Here is a 25309-nt window from a genome sequence, read left to right as displayed (position 1 = left end):
TTTTGTACCAGCAGCACTTTGGGTTAGCGGAGACTCCTTTCTCCCTGACCCCTAATACACAGTTCTTTTTTGGCCTTGCGCCTCATGTTGAGGCGCTGCAAGTGTTGCAGATGGCATTACAAACCGGTGAAGGGTTTATTAAAGTCACTGGTGAAGTTGGTACCGGTAAAACCCTTATCTGCCGCAAACTTATTAATGAGCTACCTAAGCGATTTCATTGCGCATATCTGCCTAACCCCTATCTTTCACCTGCGGAGCTCAGGTGGGCCGTAGCTTTAGAGTTAGGCCTTAAATATTCGGCCAGCATTGATCAGATGCAGCTTACGGGACTGATACAGCAGCAGTTATTAGCGCTATCAGCCCATGGACACTCTATTGTGCTTGTACTCGATGAGGCGCAGGCACTACCTGACGAAAGCCTTGAGGCTTTGCGACTATTCACCAATTTAGAGACTGAGAGTCGTAAGTTGCTACAAGTGGTTTTGTTTGCTCAGCCAGAGCTCGATGATCGTCTTAATTTGCATAATTTTAGGCAGTTAAGACAGAGGATCACCTTTAGTTACAAGCTAAGAGCCTTATCGGTAGATGAGGCCTGTGCTTATGTGCAACATAGATTATCGGTAGCGGGCCGTGTCGGCGAGCCACTGTTTATTGAAAAAGATATTCGGGCATTGGCGCAGGCAGCCAGAGGGATCCCAAGATTGATTAATATATTAGCTCACAAATCATTGCTATTAAGCTTTGGTGAAGGGGCAGAGCGTGTAAAACGCCAACATGTCAAAGCGGCCATCACAGATACTCAAGATGCGAATGTTACAGGTCAGAATCGATGGTTTTGGTTTATGGGTCTTGGTGTTACCTCATTACTAGCTGGTTTAGGCATTCACCTCTTTTGGGGAGCGGCTTCATGAGTGTGATAAACACCATGCTTAAGGATTTAGATAAGCGTCAGCAGCCACACTCTCTTGAAAACATGAGTACGGCTCCTGTGCAATATCAGGGGAGCTCTGCACCTAAGATGCCATGGATCCTATTGGCGTTAGTTTGCTTTATCTTTCTAACAGCTGTGGCCTACAACTGGGAGTTATTGACACAAAAGAGTGCGAGTGAAGCTGGAGGGGGAACCAGTAGTGAAGCTCAAGAGCTTGTTATTCGCCAAGCGCTAGAAGCTAAGGCGCCAAGCACAGTTACTAGCACTCACTCGACCGTAGATGTTCAAGAAATAGCTGAAGATAAGCTTGAACCTGTTATCGCCTCAGAGGGGAGTACTAAATCTGAGGTTATCTCTAAGAGCCAAGTTGTTGAGCAGATTAAGATTGAAAAACAGCCCGTTGAAAAAGCTGTGATTGACGAGCCTACCGCTGAGACTGTTGCCATAGAGAGTAAACCTTCTGATGGCGCTGAGCAGGTAAGTGCAAAGCCTGAGTCTATAGAGGTTGTGCGCTCAAAGCCTGTTACTCCTAAGGTGGATAATAGCTCTATGGCGATTACCGAGGTGAGATTATCTAATGCTCAGCTAGCTGAAAAGAGATTTCAGGCGGCAACAAATGCAGAAGATAGTGGTGAACAGAGAGATGCTATTGAGTATTACCGTGAAGCTTTAGCGTTTTCCCCTCAGCTGCATAAAGCAAGGCAACGGCTTGCTGCACTTTTTTATGGGCAGGGGAACTTGGCGCAAGCCAGTGACACTTTACAAGAGGGAAGCAGCCTTTTTCCTGAGCAGTATGAATACTTAATGCTATTGGCCCGAGTTCAACAGGCTGCTGGTGGCTATGAGCAAGCACTGACAAGTTTAAACCGTATTCCAGATGGTACTGCTTTGAATAAGCAGAAGTGGACACAAGAGAGCAGTATTGCCCAGAAAGTTAAAAATTATGGCCTAGCGGAGAGTAGCTACCGTAAGCTTTTACAGACAGAGGCGACCATGAGCCGTTGGTGGATGGGCTTGGCTTACGCGCTCGATGCTCAACAGAAGTATGAAACTGCGATAGAAGCCTATCGGCAAGCTCTATTTTACAGAGCTGTTCCCCAGCAAGGGCTATCGGTGCAAGCGGTGGACTACATTGAAAACAGATTAGTGCAGTTAGGAGAGAGTCAGTGAAACCAAAGTTAAAGATGCGTTTGGGTGATCTGCTGGTACAAGAGCAGATCATTAGTGAGTCTCAGCTAACCCAAGCACTGAGTGAGCAGAGAAATACAGGTAAGAAGCTAGGCCGAACCTTAATAGACTTAAACAGTTTATCCGAGGAGCAGTTACTTAGGTTTCTCTCTCAGCAGCTTAATATTCCATTTATCGACATCAGCAGAAGGCCAATTGCAGCAGAAGTTGTTAACCTCTTACCTGAAGTTCAGGCTCGCCGTTTTAGAGCTTTAGTTGTCGAAGATAATGGTGAAAGTGTATTGGTTGCCATGAGCGATCCTGCCGATCTACAGGCGATGGATAACTTAGAGGTATTACTGACTCCTAAAGTGATGGAGATTGCCGTTGTTACAGAGCAACAGCTGCTGGACGCTTTTGATAACCTATATCGTAGAACCGATCAGATCGCCGCGATCGCTGGAAAACTTGAGGAGGAGTATGCTGCTGACGATCAGTTTGATCTGGCAAGCTTAACCGATGGTGACAGTGACAATGAGACCACGGTTGTAAAACTGCTGCAGTCAATCTTCGAAGATGCGGTGCAGATGAGAGCTTCGGATATTCATATTGAGCCTGGTGAGAAAGTATTAAGAATACGCCAACGTATCGATGGTCAGCTGCATGAGAATATCCTGCCTGAAGCCAGCATTGCGGCAGCGCTAGTATTAAGACTTAAATTGATGGCAGGTCTTGATATCTCTGAAAAGCGTCTGCCTCAAGATGGACGCTTTCATATGGAGATAAAGGGTCACAAAATCGATGTACGTATGTCGACCATGCCTATCTATCATGGCGAATCTGTTGTAATGCGTTTATTGGATCAATCAGCAGGTCTGCTTACGTTGAATGAAACGGGTATGCCGCCAGAAATCTTAGCTCGTGTTCGCAAACAGATTAAACGCCCCCATGGTATGTTGCTGGTGACCGGACCTACTGGTAGCGGTAAAACAACGACACTCTATGGCGTACTCAGTGAGCTCAATACTGCAGATCGTAAGATAATTACCGTAGAAGATCCTGTCGAGTATCAGTTACCCAGAATCAATCAGGTCCAAGTTAATCACAAGATCGGCTTAGATTTCTCCAATGTATTAAGAACTACGTTACGTCAAGATCCCGATATCATCATGGTGGGTGAGATGCGTGATCAGGAGACTGTAGAGATAGGACTTAGGGGCGCACTCACTGGTCACTTTGTATTATCAACCTTGCATACTAACGATGCAGTAACCAGTGCGCTACGTCTGCTGGATATGGGAGCGGCTAGCTATCTGGTTGCCAGTGCATTAAGGGTGATCATTGCCCAGCGACTCGTTAGGCGTGTTTGTCAAAACTGCTCTAGGGAATATCACCTAACTGCGCAAGACAAAGTCTGGATGAACTCGGTCAGTAAGCAAGATTTCTCACATGCGAACTTTAAAATTGGGGCCGGTTGCCAAAGCTGTAATGGCAGTGGTTATCGTGGTCGTATTGGTGTATTTGAGATATTAGAGCTAGATGAGGGCATGATCGATGCGATGCGAACTGGAAACCCACAGGATTTTTCACGGGCAGCACATGAAAGCCCTAACTTTACTCCATTAGCTGTTTCGGCGATGAAGTATCTAGCTGAAGGAATGACAACCATCGAAGAGGTCGCCAAATTGATTGAGGATGTGAGTGAGTCTCAAGTTGCCCTATCGACAGATATGGCTGAAGAGCTACCTGAGGCCTGATTGAGATGATTACTGCTTATGTTTATCAAATTAACTCTAACAGTATGATGACCGTAGGATGTGCGAATGCCAGTCTATAAATACCGTGGGCGGGATGCACAAGGTCAACAGGTGACAGGCGTGGTGGATGCTGCGACTGAGAATGCGGCTGCCGATCAATTGATGTCACGATCTGTTATCCCCTTAGAGCTTAATGAGAGTAAAGAGAAAGCTTCATTTACTCTGGCAAGTTTGTTTAAAGGAAAAGTGAGCCTTGATGAGCTACAGATTTTCTCTAGACAGATGTACTCACTGACTCGCTCTGGTATCCCCATTTTGCGGGCGATCGCGGGTCTGTCTGAGACGACTCACTCTCAGAGAATGAAAGATGCGTTAAATGATATTTCAGAGCAGCTAACTTCCGGTCGTCCATTATCTTCGGCAATGAACCATCACCCAGATGTATTTGATTCACTTTTTGTCTCTATGGTTCACGTGGGGGAGAATACAGGTAAGTTAGAAGATGCCTTTATTCAACTGTCTGGTTACATCGAACGGGAGCAGGAGACGAGACGAAGAATTAAAGCTGCAATGCGCTATCCGATATTTGTTTTGATGGCGATCACCTTGGCGATGGTGATCTTAAATATCATGGTGATCCCTAAATTTGCAGAGATGTTTTCTCGCTTTGGTGCAGATCTACCTTGGGCGACTAAGCTATTGATAGGTACATCGAATCTATTTGTGAACTATTGGCCTGTTATGTTGGTTGCTGCTGTTGGTACGTTTATCGGAATTCGTTATTGGCACAGTACCGAGAAGGGGGAGAAGCAGTGGGATAAATGGAAGCTACATATCCCTGCAGTAGGAAGTATTATCGAACGCTCAACCCTATCACGCTATTGTCGTAGTTTCTCCATGATGTTGAGTGCTGGGGTGCCTATGACACAAGCTCTGAGCTTAGTTGCTGATGCGGTGGATAACGCCTATATGCACGATCGAATAGTGGCAATGCGGCGGGGCATAGAGTCGGGTGACTCAATGCTAAGAGTGTGTAATCAGAGCCACCTCTTTACGCCATTAGTGCTTCAAATGGTGGCTGTTGGCGAAGAGACTGGTCAGATAGATCAGCTGCTAAATGACGCAGCGGATTTTTATGAAGGGGAAGTGGATTACGATTTGAAAAACCTGACGGCCAAGTTAGAGCCCATTTTGATCGGTTTCGTTGCCGGCATAGTTTTGATATTGGCTCTGGGTATTTACTTACCGATGTGGGATATGCTCAATGTGGTTAAAGGTGGAAACTAATGCATGAGTTATAAATTTCAGAGAAAATGCCAATAATGTTAAATCAGCAGAAAGCCGATGGAGAGCTGCTGCAGGTTTTGGGAAAGGTGGTTTCCCTCCTGCTTATTTTAGTTTTGCTCGCTACATTGGCTTTTAAGTATTTTAGTTCATTGGAAAGAGTTGGTGTTCAAAGCCTTAAGGCTGATCATACTAAGCTGATCAATGTGTTAGGAATGGTCAAAGCTCAATGGTTCGCACAGGGAAGGCCAAATTTGATGCCTTTAGATTGGAATTCATTTGAGGTCTATGGACAGAATATGACTAAAGAGAATGAGTTAGTTTTGATCAAAATGAGTAAAGGGGGCTGGCCTTTACCTGAACAGCGAGATAAAGTGGGATGTAAACAGCTTTGGGGTCAGTTATTAGGTAGGGAGACCGTAAAGCAACACATTGTAACTAGTTTCGACCCTTCGAGAGATGTTTGTGACTATTTTGATAATAATTCGGATCGATTGAGTTATCAGCTCAGTTCTGGCCGAGTTATTTTTTTGACTAAAGATTAAATTAAGCTATTTCATAGGTTTTCAAAATACTATGAACTGTTAGAATTGTGAAACTAGTAAGGGGGGTATCATGACTAAGCTGAGAAAGGGTTATATGAAAAGCCACATGGGTAGAGTGCAACAAGGTTTTTCTTTAATCGAACTTGTTATCGTGATTGTGATTTTAGGCTTATTGGCAGCCACAGCGATCCCTCGTTTTTTAAATGTGACTGATGATGCAGAAGATGCAAGTGTTGATGGTGTGTCGGGTGGTTTAGCCACGGCTGTTGGCTTTGTTCGGGCGCAATGGGAAGTTGATGGACGCCGAAATGACTCTGTTATCTTAGACGGGACTACAGCATACCTAGATGAAAGGTTTGGTTTTCCTACGGGATCACCTGCATCAGGGACCGGTAATACCGATGCTACAACTATGACCAATGCAACATGCCAAGAGGTATTTAGCGCTGTATTACAAAATGCACCACGTAATGTGCAGATAGATCAAGATGCGCGTAAACAGAGATATGTCGTAAGTGTTATTGACAGTATTGGTGGCACTGGTACCGCGATATCGGGTGTGCAGGTTCCTGGTTTAGATGTGTGTGTCTATCACTTAGTCGCTTCGCTTAGGTTAGATCCAACAACAGGCGTTGCTAACCCTCAGCCAAACCTGACTACAGCTGGGGCTAAGGGAGTAACTTACAACCCTGGAACGGGCCAAGTGGTTAGTTTCTCGAACGATCTGTAATTTGTACTGATGAGAGTTATAACGCGAGTAAAGATATAAGGTTACAGGGTTTTATAAAGTTAATAATAAAAGTTTTGATACTAACGTTGAAGATAATTATTTTAAAGTAAGACTGTATAAACTAGAGCTATTTAAAGTAAATATTTAAAATGGTAAGTGCCAAAAGGACTGAATATTTTTGTAGAAAATTTAGCTATATAAAGAGTTATATAGTTTTTATATGAGGTTTTTAAATGAACAAGCAAAATGGTTTTACCCTAATTGAGTTAGTGGTCGTTATCATTATTTTAGGTATTCTTGCTGTAACAGCGGCACCTAAATTTATCAATCTACAGTCAGATGCACGTGCTTCGACCGTAGATGGTGTTAAGGCGGCTCTTCAGGGCGCAAATACACTTATCTATTCTAAAGCTGCTATAGCAGGCAAAGAGGCAGATGCTGGTGCAAGTATTACTGTCGCTACTGGAGTTGTAGTCACTACCGATTATGGAAACATTAATAGTTCTGTTACTGTAGCTACTGTGAAATCTAATTTAGAGAATGCTATGGATATGACTTTTGAAGCATTATCCGACGGAACTGCTGATATTGCTACTGAGGACTGGGCAGTTTGGAGTAGTGCTACAACTGGTTTTGTTATTGTTCCTAAAGGAAAGAAAGCTGATGATGCTTGTCGCCTTAACTATACGGTCGCGACAAAAAATACCACTACAGGCGTTATTACGCCTGCTCAAATCTCTACTACAACAACGGATTGCTAAAAATTATGAAAAATCAAAAAGGTTTCACTCTCATTGAGTTGGTTGTTGTTATCATTATCTTGGGTATTCTGGCTGTAACGGCTGCGCCTAAGTTCATTAATTTACAAAGCGATGCTCGTGCATCGACTCTTGATGGTATGAAGGGAGCACTGCAAGGTGCAAATACTCTACTTTATTCAAAAGCAGCGATTCAGGGTAAAGAGAAAGATGCAAACACGGCGGATGCCAATAACGTCGATACAACTGGTGACGGTACAGCAGACATTAAAGCGGTATACGGTTATGTGAAAGCTGATGCTACCGAGATTGCAAAAGTACTAGAAAGTGATGGTTCAGAGTGGACTATTGTTGCACCAGCAACAGGGGTTGCATCAACTGCAGATGTCGAAATCATTATTCACCCAGCAGATATTACTCCAAGTGCAACTAAGCAATGCTTTGTTGAGTACACGGGGGCTACAGCTACAGATTTACCTGTTTATGGTACTTTATCTGACGACTGTTAATTTTTAACGTGATAAAAAGGCCTGCAATGCAGGCCTTTTTTGTGTCTGAAGAGCTTGCCATACAAGTGAGAGCTTTCTTCTCTATGGTGTACCTGCTTTTTTATTTACCTCTGTTTGCTCCCTGAACTCTATGCATTATCAAGGCTATCCCTATAATTATCCAAAACTCTCAAGCTTGACTAAGCTTAGGCTAATAAATTTGTTTGGCTTATACGGATGGTTATTGGCTACTGTCATAGCTAGTGTTAAATAGAGGCAAAAAGATGAGAAGAGCAAAACAGCTGGGTTTTACCTTGATTGAATTAGTGGTGGTTATCATTATTTTAGGTCTTTTGGCGGTAACTGCCGCGCCTAAATTTATCAACCTTCAAAGCGATGCTAAAGCATCTACTTTAGAAGGGTTTAGAGCTGCGTTACAGGGGGCTAATACTCTGGTATTTTCAAAAGCGGCAGTTGCTGGTGAAGAGCGTATTGCAGATGCTGCTGGGTGGGCGGCTAATACGGGTAATACCGCGGGCGTCGATATTGGTACGGGCACACCGATACAAACTGTATATGGTTACCTGCCTGAAGATGCAGCTGTTATAGGAGCTGCAATGGATGTGGACTCTAGTGAGTGGGTGGCCACCGCGGTTCCGGGAGGGGGCTTGGCGTTTAGTCCCCAAGGTGCGCCAGCCGATACCTGTAATTTTGTTTATGTGGAAGCGACATCTACAACCGAGCCAACCTATACACTCTATACCCCAGTAGGAGCTCAAGACCCCTTCGCCTGTTAAACATCTTTATGTAGCAGACTGTATAGTTATCTTATTTGCGAAAGGCCTTTCTTAGGGCCTTTTTCTCTGTTTATATATGTGTTTAAGGGATAAAACAGCTGAAGTGCGTAACTTTATTTGCCATACTCAATAAGTTATTGGAAAATAACAGCTAGCATAAAATTGATGGCATTGACTGGTGGAAAATTGATGCATAGAGAGACAGGCTTTACCTTGGTAGAGTTAGTGACCACTATTATTTTGATAGCCATACTCTCTGTGGTGGTGCTACCGCGCATGTTAACAAATTCGAGCTACAGTGCTTTTACTCTTCGTGATGAGTTTATTAGTGAGCTTCGAAAGGCCCAGTTATTGGCGATGAATAATCAAGGTCGCTGTTATCGGGTTGCCGTCGATCCCCAAGGTTATCAACTCCAAAGATTTAGCAATTTAGCCTGCACTACAGTTACAGCGCCAACTGAGTCAAAACGTCAATTTGAAGGAGGGGCTAACCTCACACTGATTAGTAGTGCCAGTAGTAGTTTCAACGTTGATTTTAGTGGAGACAGCGACGGCGTGAGCAGCCTTGCGTGTTCTGGTGCCTGCATAAACGTGATTGCCGATGAAACGCTGACTATTAGTATTGAAAGTCAGGGGTATATTCATGGCCGCTAACTCTCTTAACTCTTCAAACTCTATTAAAGGCTTTACCTTGATTGAGCTGGTTGTTGGCATGGTGGTGCTAAGTATCGCGCTGGTTATGCTATCAAGCATGCTGTTTCCTCAGGCAGATCGTGCTGCAGATACGTTACACCGAGTTAGATCTGCTGAGCTAGCACACTCTATTTTGAATGAGATCTGGGGAAAGCGTTATGATCAAAATACCAATGCTAATGGGGGAGTGCCAGCTTGTGGTGCAGCTGCCAGAGCAGATCTAGGTCTGCCTGCCGGATTAGATTGTACTGACGCGGCTAATTTAGGCCCCGATACTGGTGAGGTTCGTAACACATTTAATGATGTTGATGATTACCATGGTCTTAGCGAAACGAGCAATATGCTGAACTCTAGTGACACTTATTTGAGTCAGTATATAAACTACCAGCTATCTGTTGCTGTGACTTATCCGAATGCCGATAGAAATAGCAAGTTAGTCACGATCGATGTGACAACGCCAAGGGGTGAGGTGATAACCTATAACGCCATTAGGAGTAATTACTGATGGCTAGCCACAAGAATAATAAGAGTTATAAGCATCATAAAAGCGCGCAAGGATTCACCTTGGTCGAGATGGTCACAGTGATCATTGTGCTCGGTGTTTTAGTGCTAGGTGTCAGTAGTTTTGTTGTATTAGGAACAAGGATTTTTGTTGAGTCAACCTCGGTAGAACAAGTGTTAAGTCAGAGTCGCTTTGCTATGGAGCGAATGACGCGGGAGCTGCGTAATGCGGTGCCAAACAGCATACGTTTGACTCCTGACACCGTATTGACCTATCAGTGTGTTGAGTTTGTGCCTATTCAGGCCAGTGCTTCTTATGTTGATCTTCCTATTTCACCTGCAGCGGCTAATAACACGGGAACCGTTTTTCCTCCCTCTCAAGGATTAAACGTCGGAAATCAGATGCTGGTGTATCCGTTATTACCTAAACATATCTATTCGGCAACTCCCGCAGGAACTACTGGGCGTTTATTTGATGTCGATGCATTTGATGCGAGCACGGGTGAGATCACATTTGATAATTCAATCCAGTTTGCTGAAGCTTCCCCTATTAAGCGCTACTTTATGATTAGTGGCGCTGTGAGTTACTGTTTCCAATCGGGTGGGGAGCTAAGGCGTTATGCGAATTATGGGATTAATGCTAATCAGCTTACTCCAAACAGCAGTGGCGTATTAATGGCGGAAAATGTTGTTAATAACTTAGCGACAGACAAACCTATCTTGCTAGCGCCATCCAGTCTGGTGAATAATGCGATTCTTCAGTTAAGGCCTAAGTTTGAGGTAGTTAACCAAAAGTTCCAATATCAGCATCAGGTACAGGTGATCAATGTCCCATAGTCTAAGCTCACTCTTAACTGGCTCTAGAGGTACTTACTTAAGGTCTGAATTATCTAGGCAGAGTGGTAGTGCGCTTATTATTGGGATATTTGTTATCACAGTGATGTTTCTAATGGCAACTGCGCTACTTAATGTATTGGAAGATGCAGATGAACAGGTAAACTTGGAAGTATGGGGAACCCGTGCTTTTGCTGCTGCAAATTCAGGGGCTGATAGAGCCCTTTCACAGCTATTTCCCCTCACTGCTACCGACAATACGGCTACCTCTTGCACCAATGTGACAAGTTCATGGAACATAGGTAATGATAACCCCACATTGGTAGGTTTCCATGCTTGCAGTATCGTGATCACTTGCGATGATACTAATACCATTAATACAGTTACTCAGTATTTAATTACTAGCACTGCGACATGTCAAACAGGAGATTGCGCCTCAAATGATGGTAACTGCTTAAGAGTGAGTCGAAGTGTGGAGGTTGAAGCTCGTGATTAACATTATCCGCTTATTTATTTTCTTGTTGCTGTTATTTCCCGTTATCGTTGCGGCGGTGCCTCAATGTGATGAGATCTTTACCGACCCTCCAACAGACAATCTATTTCCTAATGGGTTGAATCCACCTGCTGATATTGGCCCGAGTTTAGGTAATTTAACTTGTGATCGTAATGGGTGTACTGGTCACAGCTCTAGTTTTACCCCCGGGAATTATAATTTTAACAATGGTAATTTAAAAAACGGCTCTGTTATTACGACTAATGGCAAAACGACCCGGCTCTATTTCGATACCTTAACGCTGAATAATGCCAGTATTAACCGAACTGGTGAGACTGAAGATCTGATTATTTTTGTTAAAGGTGGACTATCGATAGCTGGGCAGAATTTTATCAACGGTATTGTTTATGCTGGGGGGGCCGTTGATTTGGCTGGTAATGCCACTATCGATGGTGCTCTCGCTTCTGGTGGTGGGATGACGATTGGAGGCAATGGAAGTATCGATTTTGATGAAGAGGCTATTGAGAATGCAGATTTTGGTGGCATGTGTAATAACAATCAATCTTCGTTTAATATTCAATTTGGTAAAGCGTCATCGACTACTGTTACCTTCGATAAAGCGTTTGATTCTGGTGTGACTCCGATAGTTTTCTTGATGCCCACTATTTCAGCCAATAACCCAGATACTAATGACGGTCCAGCTTCCGTTGTTCCTGTTAACATCACTAGTTCAGGATTTACCTGGAGGCAAGAGGAACCTGCTAGTGCAGGTAACCGTTATATTGCATCACAGACCATGGCCGAGGTTCACTGGATTGCGGTTACCCCTGGTGAGCATACACTCTCTGATGGCACTGAGTTGGTAGCAAAAGTCATCAACCAAAACAGGGCGTTTGGTCTCAATAATAGCCCCTATACCAATATACCTCTCGATTCCGATCTTGATGTTGTTTTGAATCAAAAGCTCACTTCGGTCAATAATTGTTGGTTAACGAGTACATCTGAGTTTTATGGTTCTGGTATTCGATTAGCGCTGGATGCCGCAGAAGTGCGTATAGGGAGTCGATGTCAAACAGGGAATCGAAATTCATTACAAAACGAGAGAGTTGGCTATCTGGCTATTGAGTCAGGTACTGGTACTTTTAGTTTTGATGGTGATGAAATTATTTATCAATTTGCTCGCCAATATCAAACAGCGCCAGGCACCGGGGATCTCTCATATCAATGTGGCAGCGAAAGTACGCTAACGGGTTTTAATAACGCGCCAACTCTGGTTGCTGGAAAAAACTCTAGACGTGGTGGCGACGGTGGTTGGTTGAGGCGTTGTAAATTGACCAATAATAGAGTCAGTATGGTGAATGATGAGGATACCTACCAGAACACTGAAAGACGGCATGTTTATGAGTTTTACAGCTTTGTTGCACTGGAGAAAAAGGAGCGACAGTTAACCTGTTTTAACGATGATTTTTCTCAGGGTAGTTTAACCGATAACTGGGTGGTAGCAAAAAGTAGCGGTAGTTTTACCCCTGCAATTGTTAACGGCCGGTTAAGACAGACGGAAAGTGCAGGTTATCAAGCAACCTCTGCGACCTATCAACGACTTTTTCTTGCCGCAGATAACTTAGTTACCATTGAGTTTGACCACTTTGCTTACGGTGGTAACGGGGCTGACGGTATTGCAGTTGTTCTATCAGATGCAAGCGTAACTCCCCAACCTGGCGCCGCTGGTGGCCCCTTAGGCTATGGTGCAAGAAGTAACGTTGATGGATTTGCTGGTGGTTGGTTAGGTATTGGTATCGATGAGTATGGAAACTTCTCAGGTGAAGGGAGTAATACCGATAATGTGGGTCGCAGACGTCAAAGTGTGGCTGTAAGAGGCTCAGGTTCTGGTACTTCAGGTTACGGTTATTTAAAAGGGGCGTGTAATAACGGCACCACTAATACCAATGGAGATTGTTTAAACCCTAGAGTCGATAATAACAATGGAAGTCCTACACACAGGTATCGTATTACTGTTGACTCAAGAGTTGCAGGGCAATCCATTGTGGAGGTTCAACGTAAAACGAGCGGTGGATTTGTCTCAATCGTTCCCCCTTTCGATGCTGCAAGTGAAACAGGACAAGCTGCAGTACCTGATGATTTTATTCTTTCACTCACAGGTTCTACTGGCGGGCTAACTAACATTCATGAGATAGATAATGTAGAGGTGTGTGCATTAGAGTCTAGACCCGTTGGTGTGGTAATCGATCATTTTGAGTTTACCCATTCAGGGAGTGCATTAACTTGTAGCCCAGAAAATATCACCATTAAAGCCTGTGCCAATGCAGACTGTAGCCAAACCGTACCCGATCAAGTAACCGCGACACTAAGCCCTGCCAGTGTCACTGGAGGAGGGGGGTGGAGTGGTACCGGCGTTGTGGGTAATCAGGTGACCTTCACAGGAGGTTCGGCGCAAATCCAACTGAGTCGAACAACCCTTGGTAGTGTGACCATGGATATGACTGGCTCGACTCCTGGTGCAAAACCCTTTAGTCAAACTCTTTGCCGTGTTGGTACATCAACTCCTACAACCCAAAACTGTACTTTAACTTATGCCGATAGTGGTTTTGTATTTGGGGATCTAACAGCATCACCAAATAACGGTATTCCAGATGAGTTCTCCAATAAGCCGTCGCAAAATATTCTTGTCAATGCAGTGAAGAAAGATGAGATCACTAAGCAGTGTATTGCGGGTTTTGCCAATGAACAAAAGTCTGTTGCTTTTTGGAGTAGTTATACAAGTCCAAATTCGGGCACTAAGAAAGTGAAAGTAAAGTCCGGTGCAACTGAAATTGATGCTGGGCTGAACTTGGCCGGTGCTGTGCCGCTTAATCTATCGTTTAATGCTCAAGGGCAAGCGACCATAGATGTTAATTACGCCGATGCTGGACAGATGACACTCAATGCGCGTTATACAGGCTCTGGTGATGAAGCAGGACTCATCATGGATGGAGCGGATACCTTTGTTCGTTACCCTAAAGGTTTATGTGTGTTGCCTGAGACAGCAGCTATTTGTACAGCAGGTGCTAGTTGTAATGTTTATAAGATGGCGGGAGAGAGTTTTCCATTTGTCGTAAAAGCGATGGCTTGGGAGAGTGATAGTGATGGAGACTTGTGTGATAACTTATCTACTCCTAATTATACCCATCAAAATATTGATCTTAGTTTAAACCTTGTGGCTCCCAGTGGAGGCTCTGATGCCGCTGAAATCGCTGATTATAATCATACGGCCTCTAGCGATGGGGCAAACTCTCTGACCCGAGCAGTATCTGAAGTTGGGGTATTCAGTATTACTGCTGAACCTAACCCTAGCGCTCCTAAGCCACCTAATCCATATTTAGGCATGGTTAGGCCCATTGAACCGGGAACAAGTGAACCTATTGGCCGTTTTGTCCCCGCTTATTTTGAGCTCTCAGGTCAAAGCATTATGCCAGCTTGCAGTAATAGCTTTAGTTATATGGAGCAGCCATTCTCCTTGATGATGACTCTTAGTGCTAAAAATTCAGCAAATGCGATAACAAAGAATTACTTTGGTGGCTTTGCAAAAGGTACGGCTGGATTAGTCGCTGAAAACAATCTTAATGGTATCGATTTAGGTGCTCGCTTATCAGGACTATCTGCTCTGAGTTGGCCGACCTCAAATACAGGAGGTAATAGCAGAGGCACTGCTGTTGTTAACGACAATATTCAATTTAGCCGCCTTGGTAATCTGCCCGATGGTCCATATCAACTGCTCGATATAGGGGTAAGAATGGATGATGGAGAGGGGACGACTCATTACTCCTTTATTAAAGACCCAGATATGAATGCAGCGAGTGCTGGAAGCTGTAGCGGAGCTGGGTGTGATGCGAAAAAGGTATCGACTCAAGATCTGCGTTATGGTCGTATGGTACTTGAGAATGGCTACGGGCCAGAATCTGAAAGCTTACGTTTACCACTGAGAACTGAGTATGTTAGCGCAGTGACTGCGGGTGTGCCAATTTGGACCATCAATACCGATGACTCCTGTTCTGTTTATAACACATTGACCTCTTTAGACACCTCAGAGACTGCGACGACGGGATTAAACATGACGTTACCGCCAGGATTCCCAACGATTAATGCCTATAGCGACATTGATTTAACTCTGCAGTCTGGTGTGGTCGCATCTGGTGTCGATCAGCTCTATTTTTCTGTCCCAAATGCTTCGGGTGAGGTACCTCTTAAGCAGCATGTTGAGCCTTGGTTAAAGTGGTATTGGAATTATGATGGGAATAATCCCAATGGGCTGTACGATCCAAGAGCGAGTGCGTTTTTTGGCACCTATCGCGGACATGACAAAGTGATCTATTGGCGTGAGGTTAACTAGTGAGAAGTAAAATAGTTGAAGTAAGGCTAAACGCTATTTAGCTCTGTGTTTTATCTGTAAAGAGATTCTAGATAGATAAAATATCGAAAATGGCCACTTTTTAGTGGTCATTTTCATGATAAACAGAAATAAATTGCTTCATTAGCAAATGTTAACCTCAACACTCTTGTGTCATTGCAGGGACGTTGATAGAGTTACCTGATTTTTTCTATTTTCAGACTCCACTAAGACAGGCTGGTTACATGTTCAAGAAGCTGCGTGGCATTTTTTCTAACGATCTTTCGATCGATTTGGGTACGGCTAACACCTTAATTTACGTTCGCGAAGAGGGGATCGTATTGGACGAACCTTCTGTTGTTGCAATACGTGGTGAACGCGGAAGTGGCGGACAGAAATCTGTAGCAGCTGTCGGTACTGAAGCGAAACAGATGTTGGGTCGTACACCCGGCAACATTCAAGCAATTCGTCCAATGAAAGACGGCGTGATCGCTGATTTCTATGTGACGGAGAAGATGCTGCAGCACTTTATTAAGCAGGTGCACAATAATAGCGTCTTCCGCCCAAGCCCTCGCGTACTTGTGTGTGTGCCTGTTGGTGCCACGCAGGTTGAACGCCGTGCGATCAGAGAATCTGCAATGGGCGCAGGTGCACGTGAGGTTTATCTCATTGAAGAGCCTATGGCGGCTGCTATCGGTGCCGGTCTACCTGTCTCTGAAGCGACGGGTTCTATGGTTGTTGATATCGGTGGTGGTACTACCGAAGTGGCAATTATCTCGCTAAATGGTGTGGTTTACTCCTCATCAGTCCGTATCGGTGGTGATAAGTTTGATGATGCGATTATCAACTATGTTCGCCGTAACTACGGCAGCTTGATTGGTGAAGCGACAGCTGAACGCATTAAGCACACGATTGGTACAGCATATCCAGGCGATGAAGTGCTTGAGATTGAAGTTCGCGGTCGTAACTTAGCCGAAGGTGTACCGCGCAGCTTTACGTTAAACAGTAATGAGATCCTTGAAGCACTACAGGAGCCATTATCAGGTATCGTCAGTGCGGTTATGGTGGCTCTTGAGCAGTCTCCGCCAGAGCTGGCATCAGATATCTCTGAGCGTGGCATGGTACTGACAGGTGGCGGTGCTTTGATCCGCGATCTGGACCGCTTATTGATGCAGGAAACGGGTATTCCAGTCATGGTTGCCGATGATCCTCTTACCTGTGTTGCTCGCGGTGGTGGTAAAGCCTTAGAGATGATAGATATGCATGGTGGTGACCTCTTCTCTGAAGAGAACTAATCGATGTAGAAAAGGCGGTACTTCACCGCCTTTTTTAATTATCATGTTGTAAGACATCCCAAACCGGCTTTTCCATTACTTATAGTTTTTTATGAAACCCATTTTTGCTCGTGGTATTTCAAACCAATTCAGGCTGACACTGGCAATTATTTTGTCGGTGATCCTTATCGTGGCGAACAATCGTCTCGATCCTGTGCGTAAATCTGTCTCATCTGTATTAAGCCCCCTGCAATATATTGCTAACGTTCCCGGTGCACTCTTAGATTGGTCTGCAGAGAGTTTAGCGACCCGCAATATGCTTGCTCAGCAAAATAAAGAGCTGCTTAGACAGCAACTATTGATGAGTGAAAGATTACAAAGATTCGAACACCTAAGGCAGGAGAATGATCGTCTACGATCTTTACTAGGATCGCCAGTGCATATGGATGCTAAGAAGATTGTTGCCGAGGTGATGGAGGTTGCCAGCGATCCTTTTCACCAATATGTGGTGCTAAACCATGGTGCAAGAAGTGGTGTTTTTGTCGGTCAACCTGTGGTTGATGCTCAGGGTGTGGTTGGACAGGTTGTGCAGGTGAGTGAACTCAGTAGTCGCGTACTGCTGATATCAGATGTGACCCATGCTATTCCTGTCAGAGTGACACGTAACGATGTCAGAGTTGTGGCTAATGGAACAGGTGTACTCGATGAGCTTGAGCTCAAGTATGTCTCTAAGAGTACAGATATTCGTGTTGGCGATCTTCTGGTCTCCTCAGGCCTTGGAAATCGATTCCCTGAAGGTTACCCCGTAGCCCGTGTAATGAGCTTAGTGAAAGATGACGGTCAGAATTACGCAAATGTGATCGCTCAGCCGTTAGCTGCGTTGGATCGTATTCGTTATCTTCTGTTGATATGGCCAGATGAGCCCGCATCTGAGGCGTTAGAAGATGAAACGGCAATGATCTTATCTGCGGCAAAAAAGGCGGCAGAAAAAGCTGAGGTGGGCGAATGAGTATGCATATTGCCAATGGCCGTTGGGTCGTTTGGCTGAGTTTTTTAGTGGCCATGTTATTTCAAATCATGCCACTCCCGGATCTGGTTGAAGCTTGGCGTCCTGATTGGCTGCTGCTTGTGATGATCTACTGGGCGATGGCCCTGCCTCATCGATACAACATTTTATCTGCATGGATACTGGGGGTGATGCTGGACATCATGTTGGGTGCCCACTTGGGGATCCGAGCACTCTCTATGTCTTTGGTTGTCTACGTGGTGGTTTTACATTTTCAACGACTACGTAATTTCCCCATGTGGCAACAGGCGCTAATGGTCGCGAGCTTAATCTGTTTGCATCATCTCGTGATATTTTGGGTGCAGTTTGTGGTGGGGACGGTAACCTTTGATGTCAGTTTATTCCTTCCTGCTATCTCTAGCTTGATTATCTGGCCCTGGGTGTTTTGGATTTTACGTCGAGTTCGGCGCTTATATAAGGTGAGGTAGCATGGCTAATTCCACTCAACTGATACTGGCTTCAGCCTCTCCACGTCGTAAAGAGTTACTGGCCCAGTTGGGCTTCTCTCGGTCAGGTTTTAACTTTACAGCGTTAGCTGCAGATATTGATGAGAGCCATCAATTCGGTGAGTCACCTCAAGACTTTGTTGTTCGTCTTGCGGTTGAGAAAGCCCAAGCGGGTTTGGCACTGTTTAACGCCAGTGCTAGTGTAGAGAGCCAATTATCGACAGTCTTAGTTTTGGGATCCGACACGATTGTGGTGTTAGGTGATAAAATATTAGGTAAGCCTGTAGATGAAACCGATGCCCTGAAGACATTATCTGAACTGTCCGGTCATATGCATTGCGTGATGACCGCTGTGGCCGTTACCGATGGCGAAAGAGTCCTGACACGACTAGTTGAGACTCAAGTGCAGTTTTGTGAGCTCTCTGAGGCTGATATTTTAGCGTATATAGCAACGGGTGAGCCCATGGATAAAGCCGGTTCATATGGGATACAGGCCCTAGGTGGCAGCTTTGTCGAGCGGATTGAGGGCAGCTACTCAGCTGTAGTTGGCTTACCTATGGTTGAAACCCGAGAGTTGCTGCGAGAAATGAACGTTTTATAGTGAAGTTGTTCTTGGCTTACCGAGAGTTGTCGGCTTCGGATCTGAAATTTGTTTAGTGGCTACAAAAATAATAACGAGTAGATAATTATGAGTCGCATAGTCAAAAACAGAGTACAGCGAAAGATTGGTTCTGAATTATTGATCAATGTGACGCCAACAGAAGCCAGAGTGGCTTTAGTTGAACATGGTGTTCTGCAAGAAGTTCATATTGAAAGGCGTATGAAGCGTGGCCTAGTTGGCAATATCTATAAAGGTAAGGTCAGTCGCGTCCTGCCTGGTATGCAGGCTGCATTTGTCGATATTGGATTAGATAAAGCTGCATTTTTACACGCATCCGACATTGTGCCCCACACTGAGTGTGTTGCCGAGGGCGAGAAAGGCAACTTTGTGGTTCGTGCTATTGGTGAACTCGTTCGCCAAGGTCAGGACATCATGGTTCAGGTGGTGAAAGATCCACTCGGTACCAAAGGAGCACGTTTAACCACAGATATTACTCTTCCCTCTCGCTACCTTGTCTTTATGCCTGGCTCTAGCCATGTTGGTGTGTCTCAACGCATTGAATCTGAAGAGATCCGCTCACGTCTAAAGAAATTAACCGAGCCTTTTGTCGATGAGGATGGCGGCTTTATTATCCGCACAGCTGCTGAGAGTGCTGGTGAGAAGGAGCTGGTTCAGGACGCTGCTTTTTTACGTCGAGTTTGGTCTAAGGTCAGCGAGCGACGCAAGCGCAGAGGTGTGTCTCTGCTTTATCAAGATTTGGCACTGCCAGTACGAATCGTGCGTGACTTTGTCGGGACAGAGCTAGATCAAATTCAGGTCGACTCTAGCCAAACTTATGAGGAGTTACAGGCGTTTGCCGATGAGTTTATGCCTGAGATCGCTGAAAAAATCGAACACTATAATGGTCCTGTTCCTATTTTCGATCTTTATGATGTTGAGAATGAAGTTCAGCGCGCATTAGGGCGTAAAGTTGAGCTTAAGTCTGGTGGTTACCTCATCATAGACCAGACTGAGGCGATGACCACGGTCGATATCAACACTGGTGCTTTCGTGGGTCATCGTAATTTAGAAGAGACGATATTTAACACCAATATGGAGGCAACCCATGCTATTGCGCGTCAGCTAAGGCTACGTAACTTAGGTGGGATCATCATTATCGATTTTATCGATATGCTGAAGTCTGAACATCAAAAGCGCGTACTTGCCAGCCTAGAGCTTGCCCTTTCCCATGACACAGTAAAAACCAATATCAGTGGTTTTTCAGGGTTAGGTTTAGTGGAGATGACACGTAAGCGCACCAGAGAGAGCCTAGAACATGTGTTATGTGGTGAGTGCCCAGTTTGTTTAGGAACTGGTAGCCTGAAAACCGTTGAAACCGTCTCGTATGAGATCTTTAGAGAGATCATCAGGCTAGATCGCAGTTACGACGCAGATGAGTTCCTAGTTTACTGTTCACCTACTGTGTTTAACAGCCTTACCGGTGAAGAGAGCCATCTTGTTGCTGAGTTGGGAGTCTACATAGGGAAAAGAGTTCGTTTCCAAAACGAGGTCATGTATGCCCAGAATAAGTTTGATGTGGTGATAATGTAGTGTCGCCCAAATTCTGCCCCCGTAAGTTCAGTCGAATTTGTTGGCAAGTTTTAGCCATCATATTGGTGCTGTTTGCGCTAGTTGTTAGCCTATTTAGAGGACTTTTGCCTAAACTTGATCAGGTGAGGGCGGAGCTCACTAACTATATAGAATCTGAGTATCAAGTTCAGGTTGATGTCGGTGAACTCACCGCTGAATGGCAAGCATTTGGTCCAGCTCTGACCGTTAAAAAATTGGTGCTTCCGCCCCAAGATAAGCTTCCCTTCACCTTAGTTGTCGATGATGTTCATGTGAAACTCGATTTTTGGGAGAGCGTGATCACTACAAGTCCTCAGATTGAGACCGTGATATTTGAGGGAGTTCAGGTTGCACTTGATATCGACGAATTGAATAAACCTTCCACATCCAGCAGCCAGACTTCTACCTCACAAGCGGTCGATACCGATTGGCTTTATCGCTTGCTCTTGGAGCAGCTAGAACACTTTTCGATACGTGATGCTAGCTTGCAATTATTAAGTCAGCGTTACGATTATAGACCCATCTATATCAAAGATCTGAGTTGGAAAAATGATGATCTTAGGCACCAAGGTAAAGGTAAGCTCTACTTAGATAAAGCGGCTTCTGAGGTTGAACAGCTGAGTTTACAGCTGGACATTAGAGGCAATGGTGATGAGCCTGAAAGCTTAAAAGGAGAGGTTTATTTGGCTGCGCGCTCTTTGGATCTTGGAGAGTGGGCCTCAAGACAAGCCGATCCCTATGATAGTTCAAGTAAGCTAGCACTTGAGGGGGTTGTTAATCTTGAGGCGTGGTTTGATATTGCTCAGCGTGGAATAAAGTCGGCTCAGATTGAGTTTGAGCCTAGTTGGCTTGAGTGGGATCTAAATGGGCAGGAGCAACACTTTGAGATCAAAGGTGGACGAATGCTCTGGCGTCCCAGTGAGCATGGCTGGAGCTTCAATAGTCAACAACTTGCCTTTGAAACAGGTAAGCAGCTGTGGCCCGAACTGGAGTTTTCAGCTCAGAAATGTGGCGAAGCATTGATCGCCTCTGTGAATCGTCTGGATGCCAGCACATTGTTGCCTCTATTACCTCTGTTCCCAGGCGTCGATTTAGCCCTGTTAAATACTTGGCAGTCACTGGAACCTCAGGGTTACATCAGCAATATAGCGTTTTCACTCGATGCTGAGCGTGAACCTAAACTAGAACTTGATGTTGAACAGCTTAGCTGGCAACAACAAGGTCAAATTCCAGGCTCCTCTCCACTCGATATTCAGTTAGGTTGGCAGCAAGATGCCCTCTATCTATCTCTGCCTAAGCAGAAGTATCTGCTGGATTTCGGTTCGGCTTTTGCAACCCCTCTTGCCTTCGATGGCGAGCCCTTCGATGTTAAATATGATATTGGCTCTCAGGCATTAATCATTCCTCAACTTGAACTGAATAATCCAGATATCTCTGTTGATGCCTCAGTAAGGTTAGGGTTTGAAGATGTTGCACATCTAGCCTTATTAGCTGATGTAAAACTCCATGATGTTTCACGGGCTTCAAACTATTTTCCTCTTCATGGAATGAGCGAAGATCTGGTGGAATATTTGGATACTGGGTTGGTTGCTGGTAATACTCAAGATGCTAAAGTGCTATGGCATGGCCCGCTAGCAAACTACCCCTATTTTGACCATTCAGGCGTTTTTCAGGCTGACTTTACTATTCAAGATGCTGAGTTTGAGTTTCAGCCAGATTGGCCCTCGGTGACCGAATTAAATCTATCGGCTCTGTTTGAAAATGCCCGAATGGATCTCTTGATTAACAAAGGAAACTTGCTTGATGTGGTTGTTGATGGTGCTAGTGTGGTTATTCCTGAGTTAGGCGAGCGCTCTCTGCTTCAGGTAAAGGCTGATTTAACCACACAAGGTGAGGCTGCGACTCAAGTACTTAATCGCTCCTCTTTGGCCGACTCTGTGGGTTCAACACTCGATGTAGTACAGATAAAGGGTGAGGTGACAGCAGAGCTGGATCTCTCTATTCCACTCTATGATGGCGAGAGTGAGCAGATCCGTGGATTGGTTAATTTTGACCATACTCCTGTGTATATCACTGAGCCTGGTGTCGCACTGGATGAAGTCACAGGGCAGGTCAGCTTTCTTAATGATGTTGTTAAGGGAGAGGGGATAGAAGCTAAGTTGTTTCAGCAGCCTGTCTCTTTGAGCTTTGACACTGAGAGCTTAGGTAATAACTATGGCTTAAATCTGGATCTGTCTGGCACCTGGCAACTTGCTGAGCTCCCCGATTATCTGGATAACCCGCTTAAGTCGTTTTACTCGGGAGAGTTAGAGTGGGATGGTGGAATGACGCTGATTTTCGATCCCAGTGGCTATCGTATCCAAGCGCAAGTTAATAGTGAGCTTCTAGGTGTCGGTTTAGATCTGCCAGCGCCTTTTACTAAAGGTAAAGATGAGAGCCGTAAATTAACTGCAGAGTTGATTGGGGATAACAAGCAGTCCTCACTGGGGATTAAGCTGGGTAAAGAGATGGAGTTCTGGGGCGGCTTCGATCAGTTATCTGGCGATCAACTCGCTCACTTCGATCTCCTGTTAGGGCGTCTATTTAGGCCTGGTGATCAACTGAAAAAGAATCAGGGCCACCTGCAGCTCTCCATCGCTGAAACTCAGCTAACGCCTTGGTTGCCAATCATTCATCAGTTCACAGATCCTGTGCAGGTTGAGGTGAGTGATAATATTGAAGCCGAAGATATGGGCGAGAAAGTTAACTTCTTTCCACCTCTTGTTAGTATTGATGGCGAGATAAAACAGCTAGACCTAATGGGACAAGCGTTAACTCACCTAACTTTAGATGCTCAGCCGGTTGAGCATGTATGGCGCTTTAAAGCTGAGTCAGATGAGTTTGATGGCCGAGTAGATTTTTATCCAGACTGGTCGACTCAAGGGTTGAAAATTGTTGCCTCTAAATTCCATATGGCACCTGTGATTAAGCAGCCCGAAAACGCACACTTTAAATCGGACACTGTGCTGAAAAATCTGCCGCCTTTAGCGGTGGATGTGGATGAGTTTAGTTTTTACGGAAAACCTTTAGGTCACTTAGTGTTGCAAGGGACGCCACAAGGTAATAACTATCAGATCCAGACCCTTTCTTTGACAACGCCAGAGGTGACACTCAGTGGAAGTGGAGCTTGGAATAACAGCGCCGATGAGAATTTGACTGAGTTCAATGTAAAGCTTAATGCCACTCGATTTGATGACCTCTCGACGATTCTAGGTACAGATCCAGGGCTGAAGAATGCGCCTGTTGATATTGATGCCAAGATATCATGGCAGGGTGCTCCCTATGCTTTTGCATTAGATTCTCTCAATGGACAAGTTAATTTTGATTTGGGTAAGGGGCATCTTACTGAAGTCAGTGATAAAGGCGCGAGAATATTTTCCCTATTCAGCCTCGACTCGTTGCTGAGAAAGCTTTCGTTGGATTTCTCCGATGTATTTGGCAAGGGTCTCTATTTCAACTCCTTTACCGGCACACTGAATATTGATAACGGAGTGATTAAAACCCGAGATACTGAGATGGACGCCGTTGCTGGTAATATGAAGGTGAGAGGTTATACGGATCTGACCACCGAAAGTTTAAATTACGATATTCGCTTCGTTCCTCAGCTTGCTTCGAGTGTGCCGACAGTGGTACTGCTGACGACCGGTGGTTGGACTTTTGGTTTGGGAGCATTTGCCCTGACTAAAGTGCTTGAACCTGTTATTGAGGTGATCACTGAGCTTAGGTTTAGGTTAACCGGTACTATGTCGGAGCCAAAAATTGAGGAGCTTGAGCGTAAGAGTAAAGAGATAGAGATCCCTGAATCGGCGCTACCAAAAACTGATAATGCCACTGAAGGGCAGATTGAAAGCTCACTTGAGGCTCCTTTGAACTCAGATCTGACTGACCCTTCGCAGATAGAGCAGGAAAATCCTCAAAAGAGGGTGGACACACCTGAGCCACAGAGCCAAGATAAAGAAGATCCGAGCTCGGGCGTAGAATTGTTTGAGCCTAATGTACAAGAGATCCCCACTTTTAAGGAAGTACCTAAAAAGGAAGTTAAGGATGCAGATCAGCCTATTACAATGTCAAAGCAGCCGGGATGTATCGGCGAATCTGGAATATATAGAGTCGCAGCTTAAGTGCTTACCAAGAGTGGCAGCAGAGCCACAGCTGGTGGTTTTACCTGAATGCTGTTTGCTGTTTGGTGGTCATGAGAGCCACCAGCTCGAATATGCTGGTGAGGCAAGCGCTGAAACGACTGAGTTAAAAACTGCCCTGTCTGAGCTAGCTGCAAGGTATGATATCTATCTAGTGGCTGGAACAATTCCTGTACGTTCAGAGGATGGACGTGTCTATAGTCGAACTTACCTTTTTGATAATACGGGTAGTACCTTAGGTGACTACGATAAGCTACACCTGTTTGATGTAGATGTTGCCGATGGAACCAAACAGTACCGGGAGAGTGATACCTTTTGTCCAGGCGAGAAGATCACCGTTATAGATACGCCATTTGGAAAGTTAGGTTTAGCGATTTGCTATGATCTTAGATTCCCAGATCTGTTTAGAGCCATGCGTTTGGCTGGGGCTGAGTTGATTGCTCTGCCTTCCGCTTTTACTAAGGTGACAGGTGAGGCACATTGGCAACCACTGATTCAGGCAAGGGCGATAGAGACCCAATGCTTTATTCTGGCAGCGGCCCAGTGGGGACAGCATAATCAAGGCAGTCGTGAGACCTGGGGACAGAGTATGATTGTCGATCCTTGGGGGCGAGTTCAGGCTGAAAAAAGAGAGGAGTGTGGCTGGGTTCAGGCTACACTGGACAGGAGCGAGCAGGATAAGATCCGCAAGCATATCCCTGTAGCTGGTCATAATCGATTTTCAGAGCCCAAGTTACGAAAAAGCAATTAGAATAGAAAGGTGTTGGGAGCTTA

Annotated in this window: 21 protein-coding genes; all 21 read left to right on the top strand. The window is 45.0% G+C overall.

The window, feature by feature from the left end:
* Positions 1 to 2: 2 nt before the first annotated feature.
* Positions 3 to 911, top strand: a complete 909-nt coding sequence (locus SWOO_RS22620; protein WP_012326994.1) for an ExeA family protein — start codon at positions 3 to 5, stop codon at positions 909 to 911.
* Positions 908 to 2101, top strand: a complete 1194-nt coding sequence (locus tag SWOO_RS22615; RefSeq protein WP_012326993.1) for a tetratricopeptide repeat protein — start codon at positions 908 to 910, stop codon at positions 2099 to 2101. The genes SWOO_RS22620 and SWOO_RS22615 overlap by 4 nt, the downstream gene beginning before the upstream one ends.
* Positions 2098 to 3855, top strand: a complete 1758-nt coding sequence (locus tag SWOO_RS22610) for a GspE/PulE family protein (protein WP_012326992.1) — start codon at positions 2098 to 2100, stop codon at positions 3853 to 3855. Before SWOO_RS22615 ends, SWOO_RS22610 begins: the two co-directional genes overlap by 4 nt.
* A 66-nt stretch (positions 3856 to 3921) precedes the next feature.
* A complete protein-coding gene (locus SWOO_RS22605; protein ID WP_012326991.1) occupies positions 3922 to 5142 on the top strand; it encodes a type II secretion system F family protein in 1221 nt (406 codons plus the stop codon).
* A gap of 35 nt (positions 5143 to 5177) precedes the next feature.
* Entirely contained in the window at positions 5178 to 5684 is a 507-nt protein-coding gene (locus SWOO_RS22600; RefSeq protein WP_041417835.1) for a hypothetical protein, read from the top strand.
* A 70-nt stretch (positions 5685 to 5754) separates the two neighbouring features.
* Positions 5755 to 6414 (top strand): type IV pilin protein, encoded by a 660-nt coding sequence (locus SWOO_RS22595; protein ID WP_012326989.1) that lies wholly within the window; start codon positions 5755 to 5757, stop codon positions 6412 to 6414.
* Positions 6415 to 6647: 233 nt separating this feature from the next.
* Positions 6648 to 7175 carry a type II secretion system protein gene (locus SWOO_RS22590; RefSeq protein WP_012326988.1) on the top strand — a complete coding sequence of 176 codons (528 nt, stop codon included), beginning with the start codon at positions 6648 to 6650 and terminating at the stop codon, positions 7173 to 7175.
* A gap of 5 nt (positions 7176 to 7180) precedes the next feature.
* Positions 7181 to 7681, top strand: a complete 501-nt coding sequence (locus SWOO_RS22585; RefSeq protein WP_012326987.1) for a type II secretion system protein — start codon at positions 7181 to 7183, stop codon at positions 7679 to 7681.
* A gap of 263 nt (positions 7682 to 7944) precedes the next feature.
* The gene (locus tag SWOO_RS22580) at positions 7945 to 8457 is read left to right on the top strand and encodes a type II secretion system protein (RefSeq protein ID WP_012326986.1); all 513 of its coding nucleotides are present in this window, start codon (positions 7945 to 7947) and stop codon (positions 8455 to 8457) included.
* Positions 8458 to 8646: 189 nt separating this feature from the next.
* Positions 8647 to 9111: a pilus assembly FimT family protein gene (locus SWOO_RS22575; protein WP_012326985.1), complete on the top strand. Its 465-nt coding sequence runs from the start codon at positions 8647 to 8649 to the stop codon at positions 9109 to 9111.
* Complete coding sequence (locus SWOO_RS22570; RefSeq protein WP_012326984.1) at positions 9101 to 9655, top strand: type II secretion system protein; 555 nt, start codon at positions 9101 to 9103, stop codon at positions 9653 to 9655. The genes SWOO_RS22575 and SWOO_RS22570 overlap by 11 nt, the downstream gene beginning before the upstream one ends.
* Positions 9655 to 10488, top strand: a complete 834-nt coding sequence (locus SWOO_RS22565) for a PilW family protein (protein WP_012326983.1) — start codon at positions 9655 to 9657, stop codon at positions 10486 to 10488. The genes SWOO_RS22570 and SWOO_RS22565 overlap by 1 nt, the downstream gene beginning before the upstream one ends.
* Complete coding sequence (locus SWOO_RS22560) at positions 10478 to 10981, top strand: hypothetical protein (protein ID WP_012326982.1); 504 nt, start codon at positions 10478 to 10480, stop codon at positions 10979 to 10981. Before SWOO_RS22565 ends, SWOO_RS22560 begins: the two co-directional genes overlap by 11 nt.
* Positions 10974 to 15365, top strand: a complete 4392-nt coding sequence (locus SWOO_RS22555; RefSeq protein WP_012326981.1) for a DUF6701 domain-containing protein — start codon at positions 10974 to 10976, stop codon at positions 15363 to 15365. Before SWOO_RS22560 ends, SWOO_RS22555 begins: the two co-directional genes overlap by 8 nt.
* A gap of 242 nt (positions 15366 to 15607) precedes the next feature.
* Entirely contained in the window at positions 15608 to 16657 is a 1050-nt protein-coding gene (locus tag SWOO_RS22550) for a rod shape-determining protein (RefSeq protein ID WP_012326980.1), read from the top strand.
* A gap of 91 nt (positions 16658 to 16748) precedes the next feature.
* Positions 16749 to 17645, top strand: a complete 897-nt coding sequence (gene mreC / locus SWOO_RS22545) for a rod shape-determining protein MreC (RefSeq protein ID WP_012326979.1) — start codon at positions 16749 to 16751, stop codon at positions 17643 to 17645.
* Positions 17642 to 18130, top strand: a complete 489-nt coding sequence (mreD, locus tag SWOO_RS22540) for a rod shape-determining protein MreD (protein WP_012326978.1) — start codon at positions 17642 to 17644, stop codon at positions 18128 to 18130. Before mreC ends, mreD begins: the two co-directional genes overlap by 4 nt.
* Position 18131: 1 nt before the next feature.
* Complete coding sequence (locus SWOO_RS22535) at positions 18132 to 18749, top strand: Maf family protein (protein WP_012326977.1); 618 nt, start codon at positions 18132 to 18134, stop codon at positions 18747 to 18749.
* A gap of 87 nt (positions 18750 to 18836) precedes the next feature.
* The gene (gene rng, locus SWOO_RS22530) at positions 18837 to 20339 is read left to right on the top strand and encodes a ribonuclease G (protein WP_012326976.1); all 1503 of its coding nucleotides are present in this window, start codon (positions 18837 to 18839) and stop codon (positions 20337 to 20339) included.
* Entirely contained in the window at positions 20339 to 24517 is a 4179-nt protein-coding gene (locus SWOO_RS22525; protein ID WP_012326975.1) for a YhdP family protein, read from the top strand. The genes rng and SWOO_RS22525 overlap by 1 nt, the downstream gene beginning before the upstream one ends.
* The gene (locus SWOO_RS22520; RefSeq protein ID WP_041417834.1) at positions 24441 to 25286 is read left to right on the top strand and encodes a carbon-nitrogen hydrolase family protein; all 846 of its coding nucleotides are present in this window, start codon (positions 24441 to 24443) and stop codon (positions 25284 to 25286) included. Before SWOO_RS22525 ends, SWOO_RS22520 begins: the two co-directional genes overlap by 77 nt.
* Positions 25287 to 25309 lie beyond the last annotated feature (23 nt).

The organism is Shewanella woodyi ATCC 51908 (genome assembly GCF_000019525.1).
In the GTDB taxonomy this organism is placed as follows: Bacteria; Pseudomonadota; Gammaproteobacteria; order Enterobacterales; family Shewanellaceae; genus Shewanella; species Shewanella woodyi.
The sequence above is the reverse complement of the archived record's forward strand: the minus strand, read 5'-3'. Positions and strand labels throughout refer to the sequence as shown.

What these genes read in the sequence shown, in the direction of transcription:
- SWOO_RS22615 (WP_012326993.1), top strand. Translation starts at nt 908, where the DNA reads ATGAGTGTGATAAACACCATGCTTAAGGATTTAGATAAGCGTCAGCAG.
- SWOO_RS22605 (WP_012326991.1), top strand. Translation starts at nt 3,922, where the DNA reads ATGCCAGTCTATAAATACCGTGGGCGGGATGCACAAGGTCAACAGGTG.
- SWOO_RS22600 (WP_041417835.1), top strand. Translation starts at nt 5,178, where the DNA reads ATGTTAAATCAGCAGAAAGCCGATGGAGAGCTGCTGCAGGTTTTGGGA.
- SWOO_RS22595 (WP_012326989.1), top strand. Translation starts at nt 5,755, where the DNA reads ATGACTAAGCTGAGAAAGGGTTATATGAAAAGCCACATGGGTAGAGTG.
- SWOO_RS22590 (WP_012326988.1), top strand. Translation starts at nt 6,648, where the DNA reads ATGAACAAGCAAAATGGTTTTACCCTAATTGAGTTAGTGGTCGTTATC.
- SWOO_RS22585 (WP_012326987.1), top strand. Translation starts at nt 7,181, where the DNA reads ATGAAAAATCAAAAAGGTTTCACTCTCATTGAGTTGGTTGTTGTTATC.
- SWOO_RS22580 (WP_012326986.1), top strand. Translation starts at nt 7,945, where the DNA reads ATGAGAAGAGCAAAACAGCTGGGTTTTACCTTGATTGAATTAGTGGTG.
- SWOO_RS22575 (WP_012326985.1), top strand. Translation starts at nt 8,647, where the DNA reads ATGCATAGAGAGACAGGCTTTACCTTGGTAGAGTTAGTGACCACTATT.
- SWOO_RS22570 (WP_012326984.1), top strand. Translation starts at nt 9,101, where the DNA reads ATGGCCGCTAACTCTCTTAACTCTTCAAACTCTATTAAAGGCTTTACC.
- SWOO_RS22565 (WP_012326983.1), top strand. Translation starts at nt 9,655, where the DNA reads ATGGCTAGCCACAAGAATAATAAGAGTTATAAGCATCATAAAAGCGCG.
- SWOO_RS22560 (WP_012326982.1), top strand. Translation starts at nt 10,478, where the DNA reads ATGTCCCATAGTCTAAGCTCACTCTTAACTGGCTCTAGAGGTACTTAC.
- SWOO_RS22550 (WP_012326980.1), top strand. Translation starts at nt 15,608, where the DNA reads ATGTTCAAGAAGCTGCGTGGCATTTTTTCTAACGATCTTTCGATCGAT.
- mreC (WP_012326979.1), top strand. Translation starts at nt 16,749, where the DNA reads ATGAAACCCATTTTTGCTCGTGGTATTTCAAACCAATTCAGGCTGACA.
- mreD (WP_012326978.1), top strand. Translation starts at nt 17,642, where the DNA reads ATGAGTATGCATATTGCCAATGGCCGTTGGGTCGTTTGGCTGAGTTTT.
- SWOO_RS22535 (WP_012326977.1), top strand. Translation starts at nt 18,132, where the DNA reads ATGGCTAATTCCACTCAACTGATACTGGCTTCAGCCTCTCCACGTCGT.
- rng (WP_012326976.1), top strand. Translation starts at nt 18,837, where the DNA reads ATGAGTCGCATAGTCAAAAACAGAGTACAGCGAAAGATTGGTTCTGAA.
- SWOO_RS22520 (WP_041417834.1), top strand. Translation starts at nt 24,441, where the DNA reads ATGCAGATCAGCCTATTACAATGTCAAAGCAGCCGGGATGTATCGGCG.